Here is a 12,247-nt window from a genome sequence, read left to right on the forward strand (position 1 = left end):
TCGGTCCGCCACGCGCTGCAAATCCGGAGGTGCCCGCGTCCACGTCGCGGATTCGTGGCCGCACCGCGAATCCGGCTCCCGGTTTCCGCTGCCGGTCCCCGTTCGCCGTGCTCACACGTCACGCATGTTAGTTGTTCCCGAAGACATTTCTCGGATGATGACATCGAGGCTGCTATGAAGCCGTTGGACGATCTGACCGTCGTCGACCTCACACAGTCGGTCGCCGGGCCCGTCTGTACGCAACTGCTCGCCGAAATGGGCGCGACCGTGCTGAAGGTCGAACCGCCGTCGGGGGACACCTTCCGACACATCATGAACGGAAACATCTTTGCCCCGTTCAATCACGGGAAACAGAGCCTCTGTGTCGACATGAAGGCCGAGACGGGCCACTCGATCGTCACCGAACTCGCGGACGAGGCCGACGTGATCGTCGAGAGCTTCCGGCCTGGCGTCCTCGAGACGTACGACCTCGACTACGAGTCGGTCTCGGAGCGGAACGCGGACGTCGTCTACTGTTCGCTGTCCGGATTCGGTCGGACCGGTCCGTACCGGTCCTATCCCGGCTACGACCCCTGCATTCAGGCCGTCTCGGGGCTGATGGCGATCAACGGCTACGCCGACCGGCCGCCGGCCCGCATCCGCGCGAGCCTCATCGACTGCGGCACGGGTGCGAACGCCGCGTTCGCGATCCTCGCCGCCGTCCGTCAGCGTGACCGGGGCGGCGATGGAACCCACATCGACATCTCGCTGTTCGACGTGGCCGTCTCGTGGATGTCCTACTGGATCACGAACTACGACCAGACCGGCGACCTCCCCGAGCGCGCCGGCGGGCAGGGGATCGGTAGCGCGCCCAACGGCGTCTTTCCGACCGGAGACGGCAACATCTACGTCGCGACGCTCTCGGAGGCGATGTACGAGCGGCTCTGTACGGTCCTCGACCGACCCGACCTGCTCGAGGACGAGCGGTTCGAGACGATCGACGACCGCATCGACCACCGCGAGCCCCTTCGCGACGAACTGATCCCGGAGTTCGAGGCGTACACCGCGACGGAACTCGAGGAGACGCTGCTCGAGGCGGGGATTCCGGCGGGGGCGGTCCAGACCGTTCGGGACCTCGCGGAGACCGACGAGCACGTCGAGGCGCGCTCGATGCTCGTCGATTCCTACAATCCGGAAGTCGACGAAGTCGTCGTCACGGCCGCGCTCCCGTTCCGGTTCAGCTCCGGCATTCACGACGGGCGGTTCTCTTCCCGACCGCCGGCGAAGGGCGAACACACCGACGATATCCTCGCGGCCCTGTCGTATTCGGCGAGCGAGATCGAACGCCTGCACGAGACCGGCGCGGTCATCTCGAGTTCGTAGTGTGTCGCCGGTTGGGGCATCAGTTTTCGGGAATTCGGAACGCCAGCAGGACCATTCCGGCGGCGAACGCGGCTAGAACGGTGAACATCTCGTCGAAGAAGCCGCGATCGGCCGCCACGCCGAACAGGACGGGGCTCGTCGCCCCGACGGTAAAGGCGACGGACCGGAGAATGCCGAACCCCGTTCCGCGGACCTCCTCGGGGAGCGCGTTCAGCAGCGACGGTTCGACGACCGTCGCGAACCCGAGCAGCGTGCTCACGAGCGCCGTGACCGCGACGAGAATCCAGAGGGCGTCGGCGTGCGGGAGGACGACGAGGCCGATCGTCGGCCCGCTCGCGACGATCGCGAGCGAGCGACGAATGCCGAACCGGTCGTACGCGCCGCCGGCGAGGGGTTTGATGAGGATGCCGAGGGCGAAGAAGGTCCCGAACAGGAAACTGGCGACGGTCGCCGAGAGCTCCTTTTCGTCGATCAGGTACGTCGGGTAGAAACTCGTGAACGCCTGCCAGACGAAGAGCCCCAGGATCAGTACCGCCGTCGCGTTGACGACCGACGGCTGGCGCAACAGCGAGCCGAGAGCGCGGAGATCGTCGCGGCTGAGCCCGGACTCGCCGTCGGACGCGTCCGCGGAACGGGTCGGAACGACGGCCCAGAGAACGACAGCAGAGAGCAGGAACAGCGGCACCGCGAAGCCGAACCCGAACTGCCAGCCGAGGGTCGCGGCGATCACGCTGGCGATCGGGGGCAGGATCGACTGCCCGGCGTCCTGCGAGGCGGCCGTCACCCCGTTGGCTGCGCCGAGCCGATCGGCGTACAGCCGCGGGAGGACGGTGTACCGGCCGACCGCGTACAGCGCAGTTCCGAACCCGAAGAGCGCCGTCGCGGCGAAGAGCACGATCGACGATCTGGCGGTGACCACGAGCGTCAGCGTCACCGCCGATATCACCGCGCTCGCCGTGAGCGTGACCCGCTCGCCGAACCGGTCCGCGAGGACCCCGCCCGGAAACTGCCCGAGCGCGTACGCGAGGAACAGCACCGTCAGCAGAAGGCCGGCCGTCGTCAGATCGAGTCCGTAGACCGACCGGAGGGAGGGGACCATCACCGGGTAGATCATCCGGACGCCGATCGAGAGGAACCAGCCGCCGGCGACTCCGGTCAGTATCTTCCCGCGTCCGCCGCTCCAGAGGTCGGCCGCGCCGGTTCTGGCCGCAGAGAGGGTCCCGAAGAGATTCGATTCCACGAGGAATCGGTTCCCCGCTGGCCACGATAAGGATTCTGCTCTGGAGCGACGACGCGTCGATCGGACCGCCGTCGGGCGTCGTTCGCGGCGACTCGAGGCCCGGTTCCCACCCCCGCAGAAGAGTAATGGGATCGCCGTCCCTGCAGTCGCCATGGCAGTCGAACTCGAACGACTCGGTATCCAGCAATCCGTCGACGCGATCTTCCCGCCGGCGGAACTCGCGACCGACCTCTCTGTCCTGCCGGTCGAGGTAACGGTCGTCGACGAGGCGGAAATCGCGGGCTGCGACGCGGTCGTCACGCGCAACCACTTCGAGGCGCTGTTCGACGTCGAGTGGGTTCACTCGACGCAGGCCGGCGTCGATCGCTTCCCGCTCGAGGCCTTCGCCGAGGCGGGCGTCGCGCTCACCAACAGCACCGGCATTCACGGACGAACGGTCGGCGAGACCGTCGCGGGGTACCTGCTCGCGTTCGCCCGTCGGCTGCACGACCAGCTCGCCAGCGCGACGGAACGGCGCTGGGAGCGCCCGGCGTGGGACGAGGCGTTCACGCTGCCCGGCACGACGGCCTGCGTCGTCGGGACGGGGACGCTCGGCCGCGGCATCGCTGACGTGATCGGGTCGCTCGGCGTCGAGACGGTCGGCGTCCGGCGGTCCGACGAGCCGCTCCCCGAATTCGAGGCGATGTACGCGGTCGCCGATCTCGAGCGGGCGATCGCCGACGCGGACTTCGTTATCGCCGCCGTCCCGCTGACGGAGACGACCCGCGGACTCTTCGGCGCGGCGGCGTTCGAGCGCATGCGATCGGAGGCGTACTTCGTCAACGTCGCTCGCGGCGCGGTCGTCGACGAACCGGCGCTGATCGACGCGCTCGAGGCCGGTCAGATCGCCGGTGCCGCGCTCGACGTCTTCGAGACCGAGCCGTTGCCCGAGGCGTCCCCGCTGTGGGAGATGGACGAGGTCGTCGTCACGCCGCACGCGGCGGCGTACACCCGCGACTACTATCGCGACGTGGGCGAGCTCGTCCGGGACAACGTCGGCCGACTCGAGCGCGGCGAGGCGCTGGCCAATCGGGTCGTCTGATGCCGATCGGTACCGCTCGACCGGCGTCGAACGGCGGTCGCGCCGCCGCGCGCTCGAGGGGGATGCTGCACGTTCGCTCCGACTCACGGACTGGACCAGTCGCGGGGGAAACGTTTAGCTGGCAGACGAGAAACACCGGCTATGGACTTCGAGCTGTCCGACGAACAGCGGCTGATTCGCTCGCAGGTGCGCGAGCTCTGCGACGAGTTCGGCGACGACTACTGGCGCGAGATGGACCTGAATCACGAGTATCCCGTCGAGTTCTTCGAGGCGTTCGCCGACGACGGTTGGTGCGGAATCACGATCCCCGAGGAGTACGGCGGGCAGGGATACGGCGTCCAGGAAGCGTCGCTGGTCCAGCAGGAGATCGCCCGGTCGGGGGCCGGGATGGCGGGCACCTCGATCACCGCTCACCACACGTTCAGCACGGAACCGCTCGTCGCGTTCGCCGACGAGGAGCACAAGGAGCGGTACCTCCCGGAGATTGCCGACGGCGCGGTCCAGGTCTGTACGGGCGTGACCGAACCCAACGCGGGGACGGACACCTCGCGAATCGAGACGACCGCCGAGCGACAGGGGGACGAATACGTCGTCAACGGGCAGAAGATCTGGACGTCGAAGGCCCAGGAGGCGGACGTCATCATGGTTCTCGTTCGGACCGAGCCGCGCGAATCGACCGATCGGTTCGGCGGCCTGACGCTCTTTTTCACCGACTTCGATCGCGATGCGGCCGGCGTCGACGTCGCCGAGATTCCGAAGGCGGGACGCGGGGCGTCGGACTCGAACGAGGTCTGGTTCGACGACTTCCGGGTCCCCGCCGACGACCGAATCGGGGAGGAAGGGGCGGGGTTCCGGTACCTCCTCCGATTCGCGAACACGGAGCGGATCGCGCTCGCGTCGAACGCCGTCGGCGTCGGACAGGCGGCAATCGAGAAAGCGGCCGCGTACGCCGACGATCGGGTCGTCTTCGGCAACCCGATCGGTTCCTATCAGGCGGTCCAGCACCCGCTGGCGGACTCGTGGGCCAAACTCGAGCAGGACGAACTGATGGTTCGGAAAGCGGCCTGGCTGTACGACGCCGACCGCGACTGCGGTGCCGAGGCGAACGCGGTCAAGCTTCGGGCGAGCGAGGACGCGCTCGAAGCCTGCGAGCGCGCCGTCCGGGCACACGGCGGCATGGGGTACGCGAGCGAGTACGACGTCGAGCGCTACTGGCGGGAGACGATGATCAACGTCATCGCGCCGATCTCCAACGAGATGGTGAAAAACTACATCGCGGAACACGTCCTCGGCCTTCCGAAGTCGTACTGACCCCGTTTCGGCTCCCCCGTCGCCGGCCGTCGGCTTTGCCGGAAAATCCACACTCATGGTGTCGACCCGAGTGGCCCCATCCATGTCCGGAGCGACGCGTGAGTGCCGATGACGTGGCGATACAGACACACGGTACTCGCGCTCTGTACGTTCGCGTTTTTCGCGACGATGGTCGCTCGGCTCGCGATCAGCCCGCTCGTCCCCGCGATCACCGACGACTTCAGGATCGGCAACACCGTCATCGGCATCGCACTCACGGGTATGTGGCTGGCGTACGCGGTGATGCAGTTTCCCAGCGGGATCCTCGCCGATCGGTTCGGCGAGCGATCGATCGTTCTCCTATCCGTCGGCGGGACGACCGTGATGAGTCTCCTCCTCGCGGTGTCCCCGTTCTACGCCCTGTTCGTGCTCTTCGTGATCGGACTCGGCGGGGTCGCCGGCCTCCACTACAGCGCCGCGACGACGCTTCTCGATCGGACCTACGAGAACCTCGGCTTCGCCATCGGCGTCCATACGATTGGCTCGTCCGCGGCGGGGTTGATCGCACCGGTCGCCGTCGCGTGGCTCAGCGTTCGGTACGGATGGCGTCCCGCCATCGCGTTCGGTGCCGCGATCGCGGCCCCGATCTTCCTGCTGTTCCTCTGGCGAATCCGTCCAGTCGATCCGCATCGGCCCGACCAACCCCTCCGGGAACGGCTGAAACTCCGGGAACTCACGACGATTCTGGGGAAACCGGAGATCGCGTTCACCGTCGTCATCGCGTCGGTCGGCGCGTTCGTCTGGCAGGGGACGGCCTCGTTCCTGCCGACGTTCCTCGTCGAACACCGCGGTCAATCGCCGACGACCGCCGGCGTCGTCTTCTCCGCGTACTTCGTCGTTCAGTCGCTCGTCAAGCCCGGAATCGGCTCGCTGTCGGATCGCTTCGGCCGGGACGTAACGACCTTCGGCTGTATGCTCACTAGCGTCGCGGGGCTGGCCCTGTTCGTCGCCGTTCCCGGATTCGTGGGCGTCGCCGGCGGCGTCGTGCTGATCGCGAACGGGTTGAGCTGGGCGGTCGCCGTGGAGCCTCGCTTCATGGACAACCTGACCGACCAGGAGCGCGGTGCCGGCTTCGGGCTCGTTCGGACGACGTACCTGTCGATCGCTTCGCTCGGCTCGGTCGCAGTCGGACTCTTCGCCGACCTCTTCGGCTGGGCCGTCTCGTTCGGCGTCCTCATGCTGCTCCTGACGTTCGTGGCCGTCGCGCTGGCCGTCAACTGGACGTTCGGTCTCGGCTACTGATCGGCCGACTTCGTCCCGACTCTCGTCGATACCAACCGGGCACTCGAGCGCCCGTCGGCTCGAGCCGCCGTCCCACCGAACGGTCTCCCGCCGAGACGAGTTCCGATCGAGTCGAAGCTACTGCGATGGCCGATCGAGGGGTGTGCTTATGCCCATTGATCACAAGTACCAATCCACGATGGCATCATCGAACGCGAACCCCGAGCCCGAATTCGTTTCCGACAGCGAACGACTCCGGGAGTTCGTCGACACCGTGAAGGCGACCGCCAACGAGCACGAATCGATCCCGGCGCTTCTCGAGGCGTTGGAGGAACCGTTCGAGGCCCTTCTCGCCGCCGACGGCTGGCTCGACCAGCGATATCAGCAGCTGCCCTCGGAGGAGATGGACGACAGCGGAAACATGGGCGACGATATCGCCCAGTGGCTGTTGTACCGGGAGGGAAACAAACTGTCGCTGTTCACCCTGGTCCTGCCGCCGGGTGCTTCGACGCCGGTACACGACCACCTAGCGTGGGGGCTCGTCGGAATCTACGGCGGCACCCAGCGGGAGGATTTCTACCGCCGCGTCGACGGGGCGACCGACGACGGCGAGGCGGAACTGGAACGGATTCGCACCGAGCAGATGGAACGCGGGGACTACTACGAACTGGTCCCGCCGAACAACGACATCCACTCGGTTCAGACTACGTCGGACGAACCCAGCGTGAGCGTTCACCTGCTTGGAGCCGACGTCGGCTGTATCGAACGGCACGCGTTCGACGCTGCGGAGGGAACGGTCGAACTCTTTCATTCGGGGTATACGAACGTCGAGTGCGAGGACGTCTTGGATACACCCACCCCAGAGCACGATCACGATCACGTCCACCTCTAGATCACGACCGATCTCCTGAGGGGTGAGTTTCTTCGCTGGCTGATGGGGCTCTCACTCAGGTACCCGTTTCGAACGGCTGTAACAGATAGTTCTAACAGAGGTACATAACAGATGTATATAACAGAACTGGGGTGGGCGAGTATCACCGCTAACAGTCTCGTTGCGGTGGACTCGGGTCTCTGTTATCGGGTTCCATACGACATGTCTGTGACGGACGACTGTAACAGATGTCTGTCACGATCCGTTGAGGCTGAAAACGCGGTCATCACGCACCACCGACCGGCAGTTCGTTGCGTTGTTCTGCCCATCTGTACCGGATTTCACTAACATACATCTGTTACATATATCTGTTACGGACAAATACAACAGACAAACGTAACAGATATTTATAACCGAGTGCTGTGCCGGGTCTCTGTCGGTAACGGCCGTCGATCCATACAGGTCCGAACGTCTGTGATAGATTCACTCAACAGATATCTGTAACAGACGTCTGTGACGGACAACCGTGGCGTATATTCGTACCGGGGGACGCGGTCGAACGGTCCGCTAACGGCAGTCCGGTCGAACTGGGCTGGTTCTCTGTGGCACACCTTTCTGATCGATGTCTGTAATGAAGTCCTGTAATAGACATCTGTATAGAATACCTGTAATAGATCGCTGTAATAGAATACTGTCGCAGAACGCTCGCTAACGGAGATGCGCGATAGGAATGCGGCAGCCGGCTGTCATCGGCGAACGGTTCGATTCGGCCCAGTCTCGAGCACGGCCCGCGCTATGCAGCGTCCGATCTTCCGGCCCCTCATTCTGATCGCACGCGGTCTCATTACAGATGTCTGTTACAGATATCTGTACTGGACATCAATGCCGACTCTCTGAAACAGATTTATGTACATGCTGCCTGTACTGTCTCTCTATGATCACAGTCGTCGTCTACTCCGAATCGGGCGGAACGTTCAAAACCACTACAACGGCGAACCTCGCGGTCAGCTTCGAGCGGATGGGGCTGGACGTCTGCGTGATCGATCTCGACCCGCAGGAGGGCAACCTGACGAGCCTGTTCGACGTGGGCGAACACCGAAGCGATCCGGACGCCGACAATCTGGTCAAACACATCCTCGAGATGCCCGACGGCGAGTTCGACGATCTCATCGAAACCTCGGACGAGGGCGTCGACGTGATCCCGAGTCACGACATGCTCGGCGATTTCACCTCGAACCTCGAGCAAAAGATCGCCTACGAAACGGGGATGAAGAACATGAGCAAAGCGGAGTTCCCGCGATACGAGCTCCTCTACGACCTGCTCTGGAACGAACAACAACTCAACGAGGAGTACGACGCCATCCTCATCGACCCCAACGCTCGAGCGGAGGACCTGTTGTACAACTCCATCTACGCCATGCGGACGCTGGTCGCCCCGGTGAAACCGGCCGGGAAAGGCAACCTGAGCCTCGAGGGACTCGACGAACTCGTCGGAAATATGGAGACCCGCCTGGACATCGAGGTCGGGCTGTCGTGCGTCGTTCCGTCCGGCGTCGGCCAGACGAACGCACACCAGCAGTACTCCGAGCAGTTCAAGAACACCGACGAGTTCGCGACGCCGGTCGCGATTCCGGATCGGGAGAGCCTGATGGATACGATGTGGGAAGCGCGCGGCTCCGCGTACAAAGTGATCGAGGAACGGTGGAAGACGCTCGAGCAAGACGGCGAAATGGTGAGCGAGCCCGGACAGCGTCGGATCCGCGACCGCGAACTCGAAACCGCTCGCGATATCTACGAACTGGCCGCGTTCGTCGCGACCGAGACGTTCGGCGTCGAGATCGAGCCGAAACTGACGCTCGACATCGCCGACCACGGCGCGCGATCGTTTGAGATCGGTGCGGGTGACGAACCCGAGGTGACTGTGCGATGAAGGACGGCGCTGGCAACCTCGATTTCGGCCAGAGCGACGACTCGACGGCGGCCACCGACTCCGAGCCGTCGGACGGCTCCTCGAGTGGCGACGGCCAGCAGGACAGCGACCGGTCGCCGTCCTCGGAATCGTCGCCGGCCCGGCCCGCCGACCGGGCGGAAGCACAGTCGACGGCTCCCGACGACTCGTCGGCGGACGAACACAAGTACCCGTATTTCGTCCGCCGGAGCAAGGTTCTCGACGAGCGGGACGAACGGATCGAGGCGCACCTCCGAACGGAAGTCACCGACCGGGAGTCGGACTTCCGGAGCGCGCTCGCCGACGAACTCGAGACGAACGACGATATTCCGAAATCCGACGCGCGGGAGTTCGCCCTGAAGTACGCCTTCGAGAACCCGGCGGGAGTCGCGGAACTGATGCGTGACGAAGGGTTCGGCGAACTCGACTAGAAACGAACGCACTTTTCCACGTTGAGCTCGATTCAACGCGTACAACCGCACTTGCTGAGATGGTTCTGCGTGAACTGTGAGAGAAATATGATATTGACGGTGCCGTGTTTTTCGTCGATTCAGCACCGTTGCTCGAAGCTGCATTCCATCATCTTGGACTCAGATTTGAGACGAAAACATGGAAATTGGAATGTTATCGAACATGTATACAAAAATATGTCTCAGCGAACTTCCCAATTTGGAAATCATTCAAGAAACGCTGATCCAGCAACTGCTGAGACATGGTTACAGAGCTACGTGTACTGTTGGAACCAGCTAATTTGAACACTGCCAGCCGTCCGGGTCCAAACGTACAGGCCGACCAGCCCCAATACCCACGGTTGCGATCCGCGACTCCCTTCGTGTGGAATACGTCTTTCCGCTGTCCCCCTTTGCGGTCGTGTCGCGGTAATCCTCGTCGGTGTCCTCGCCGACTCAGCGATCGCTGGGCCGCGGTCTATAGCCGGCTCCGCTGCTTGTCGGTCCGACTCACGGTTTCATCGAGTACACTGCGGTCAGACTGTTGCCATTAGGTGGCTGTCACGTCTCTCTCTGTAGCCGATCGTGTTCCGTCGTCCGTGCCTGTTCACTGCCGAAATCTATCCTACAGAAACAGTATTTGAAACCGATATGTTCGTATTCACACCCGACGCTCCGCTTGCCTCTCTTCTCCCCGTGTCTGCTCACGTGCCACACCATCGAGTTCGCTGTGAAGACCGGACCCGCTGACGCGGTCGAGTGCCGACTGGCCGGTACGAATTTCACCGCTTGCGCCGTCGAATGCCACTTCGACCAGTGCCAGTTCGACGTGCCCACTCGTATCCGTTCCCACGAGGTCGAGGGTCGACCTGGTATCGGTACCGATCCTGCCGACCCGCCGTCCTAACCGTTCGAGACGCGTTAGCCGGAGATGGGCCAGTGTCGAAATCGAACGGGAGCGGTAAGCCGGGGGACCGACGACGAACCCTCCGGGTCTCGTGTCGGTCGTCACTCTGCACTCATCCAGTCGCTCGCCTGTGGCTCCGACGGATCGGTGGGGACCTGAACGAGAACCGGTTCGTCCGCCGCGATTGCGGACTCGACCGCCGACCGAATCTCGGTTGGGCCTTCGGCGTACTCACTCCGCATTCCCATACTCTCCGCGAGTGATATGAACGAAATCGGCGCGTCGCTCCAGTTGTACTCCCTGTCGGAGAGCTCGTAGTCCCGCCCTGCCTGATCGCTGATAATCGCGTAGTCCTCGTTCGTGAACACGACGACCGTAATCGGAACGTTCTCCGCGACGGCCGTGTGGAGTTCGTGGACGCACATCAGTAGCCCGCCATCGCCGGTGAGTACGACGACATCTTCTTCGGGATTGGCGATCTGTGCACCGATCCCTGCCGGCAGACCGGTCCCCATCGTCGCCCACGACCCCGGGTTGACATACGACCGTGGACCGGCGGCCGCAAAGACGTTGAGCGCCCAGACGCGAAACCCACCGGCATCGACGGAGACTACTGCGTCCCGCGGAACGGCTTCCCGGACGCTCTCGAGTGCGCTCACCGATGTCAGCGGTGGCGACGAGTCCCGGAGTGCTTCGAGACGGTCGCTCGTCGCTTCCCGGACTGCCGCTGCCCGTCCTGTCCCGTCGCGGGCGCGAACCTCTCGATCTGCGAGTGTCGCCTCGATCTTCGACAGCGCCATTCCGGCATCGGCGATGATGCCGACCGTCGGATCGTAGCCGTTCCCGAGATCGGCAGTGTCGAGCGTCACGTGGACGAGATCCTCGGGAAGTTCGACGCTCCAGGTCCGAGTCGCGACCGCGTCGAAGTCCGTCCCGACCGCCAGTGCGGCGTCGGCAGTAGCGAGACAGTCGAGGAGTTCGGGGGACGCACTGCCGGAGAGCGTTCCGGCGACGTATCCGTCGGGATCGTCAGGTAGAACGCCTTTGCCCTTGTATGTCGTCACGATGGGTGCCTCGAGTCGGTCGGCTAGCCGTCGAAGCGAGTCGCTCGCGCTCGCGGCACGGACGCCGCCGCCGGCAACGATTACTGGCTGCGTCGCCTCGGCCAGCAGCGTCGCAGCCGCCTCGATGTCCGATTCGGCGACGCTCTCGACGTACTCTCGGTTGTACTCGCCGGGTGTCGCCAGCGGGACATCCATCGTCAAGAAGTTTTTCGGGATTCCGACCCGGACCGGCCCCTTCGGCGGCGTCTCGGCGATCGCGATAGCTTCCGCGATGACCGCGGTCGTGCTTTCCGGCCGCTCGACGAGCAGGTTCTCCTTCACCACGGTATCGTAGGTCTCCGGTGGCGTCTCGTGGATTCCGCCGCCCCCGCGAACCTCGGGATCGGTCTCGACGGCGATGTGGATGAGCGGCGTACAGTCGTTGAGCGCGTTTTTCAGCCCGTTCATCGCGTTCATATCGCCTGGCCCGGGGACGACAGCCGTCGCCGCCGGCGTGCCGCTCGTTTCCGCGTATCCCCACGCTTGATGGGACACTGCGGTTTCGTGGCGTGCGACTACAAACCGGATGTCGTCACGTGCACCGATCGCTTCGTTCAACGGGAGCGTCTGCTTGCCCGGAATACCGAACATCGTGACGATCCCATTGCTCGTCAATTGTTCTATCACTGCTCGGCTGACATCCATACTCTGTCATCGTAAACCAGGTACTTATGATCTCCCATTCCAGCTATACGCCTCGCCGGCTGAGATGGCT

The 12,247-nt window shown here is 63.9% G+C and carries 9 protein-coding genes; 7 read left to right on the forward strand and 2 right to left on the reverse strand.

Annotated elements, in window-relative coordinates; translation table 11 throughout:
- Positions 1-174: 174 nt before the first annotated feature.
- A complete protein-coding gene (locus BMX07_RS17560; RefSeq protein WP_090620380.1) occupies positions 175-1,362 on the forward strand; it encodes a CaiB/BaiF CoA transferase family protein in 1,188 nt (395 codons plus the stop codon).
- A gap of 19 nt (positions 1,363-1,381) precedes the next feature.
- On the opposite strand, the gene BMX07_RS17565 is transcribed toward BMX07_RS17560, so the two are convergent.
- Positions 1,382-2,602, reverse strand: coding sequence for an MFS transporter (locus tag BMX07_RS17565; RefSeq protein ID WP_090620383.1), 1,221 nt, complete (start codon positions 2,600-2,602; stop codon positions 1,382-1,384).
- 151 nt (positions 2,603-2,753) lie between these two features.
- Between BMX07_RS17565 and ddh the strand changes: the two genes are divergently transcribed.
- From ddh to BMX07_RS17595, 6 genes are all read left to right on the forward strand, one after another.
- Positions 2,754-3,683, forward strand: coding sequence for a D-2-hydroxyacid dehydrogenase (gene ddh / locus BMX07_RS17570; protein WP_090620384.1), 930 nt, complete (start codon positions 2,754-2,756; stop codon positions 3,681-3,683).
- A 141-nt stretch (positions 3,684-3,824) separates the two neighbouring features.
- Positions 3,825-4,994: an acyl-CoA dehydrogenase family protein gene (locus BMX07_RS17575; RefSeq protein WP_090620385.1), complete on the forward strand. Its 1,170-nt coding sequence runs from the start codon at positions 3,825-3,827 to the stop codon at positions 4,992-4,994.
- 108 nt (positions 4,995-5,102) lie between these two features.
- Complete coding sequence (locus BMX07_RS17580) at positions 5,103-6,275, forward strand: MFS transporter (RefSeq protein WP_090620387.1); 1,173 nt, start codon at positions 5,103-5,105, stop codon at positions 6,273-6,275.
- A gap of 178 nt (positions 6,276-6,453) precedes the next feature.
- Entirely contained in the window at positions 6,454-7,146 is a 693-nt protein-coding gene (locus tag BMX07_RS17585) for a cysteine dioxygenase family protein (protein ID WP_175480187.1), read from the forward strand.
- Between the two features lie 913 nt (positions 7,147-8,059).
- A complete protein-coding gene (locus BMX07_RS17590) occupies positions 8,060-9,055 on the forward strand; it encodes a ParA family protein (protein ID WP_090620391.1) in 996 nt (331 codons plus the stop codon).
- Positions 9,052-9,504, forward strand: a complete 453-nt coding sequence (locus BMX07_RS17595; protein ID WP_090620393.1) for a DUF7970 domain-containing protein — start codon at positions 9,052-9,054, stop codon at positions 9,502-9,504. The genes BMX07_RS17590 and BMX07_RS17595 overlap by 4 nt, the downstream gene beginning before the upstream one ends.
- A 1,026-nt stretch (positions 9,505-10,530) precedes the next feature.
- Here the strand turns inward: BMX07_RS17595 and BMX07_RS17600 are convergent.
- Positions 10,531-12,177, reverse strand: coding sequence for a thiamine pyrophosphate-binding protein (locus BMX07_RS17600; RefSeq protein WP_090620395.1), 1,647 nt, complete (start codon positions 12,175-12,177; stop codon positions 10,531-10,533).
- Between the last annotated feature and the right edge of the window lie 70 nt (positions 12,178-12,247).

The organism is Natrinema salaciae (genome assembly GCF_900110865.1).
Classification (GTDB): domain Archaea; phylum Halobacteriota; class Halobacteria; order Halobacteriales; family Natrialbaceae; genus Natrinema; species Natrinema salaciae.

What these genes read in the sequence shown, in the direction of transcription:
- BMX07_RS17580 (WP_090620387.1), top strand. Translation starts at nt 5,103, where the DNA reads ATGACGTGGCGATACAGACACACGGTACTCGCGCTCTGTACGTTCGCG.
- BMX07_RS17575 (WP_090620385.1), top strand. Translation starts at nt 3,825, where the DNA reads ATGGACTTCGAGCTGTCCGACGAACAGCGGCTGATTCGCTCGCAGGTG.
- ddh (WP_090620384.1), top strand. Translation starts at nt 2,754, where the DNA reads ATGGCAGTCGAACTCGAACGACTCGGTATCCAGCAATCCGTCGACGCG.
- BMX07_RS17585 (WP_175480187.1), top strand. Translation starts at nt 6,454, where the DNA reads ATGGCATCATCGAACGCGAACCCCGAGCCCGAATTCGTTTCCGACAGC.
- BMX07_RS17600 (WP_090620395.1), bottom strand. Translation starts at nt 12,177, where the DNA reads ATGGATGTCAGCCGAGCAGTGATAGAACAATTGACGAGCAATGGGATC.
- BMX07_RS17590 (WP_090620391.1), top strand. Translation starts at nt 8,060, where the DNA reads ATGATCACAGTCGTCGTCTACTCCGAATCGGGCGGAACGTTCAAAACC.
- BMX07_RS17595 (WP_090620393.1), top strand. Translation starts at nt 9,052, where the DNA reads ATGAAGGACGGCGCTGGCAACCTCGATTTCGGCCAGAGCGACGACTCG.
- BMX07_RS17560 (WP_090620380.1), top strand. Translation starts at nt 175, where the DNA reads ATGAAGCCGTTGGACGATCTGACCGTCGTCGACCTCACACAGTCGGTC.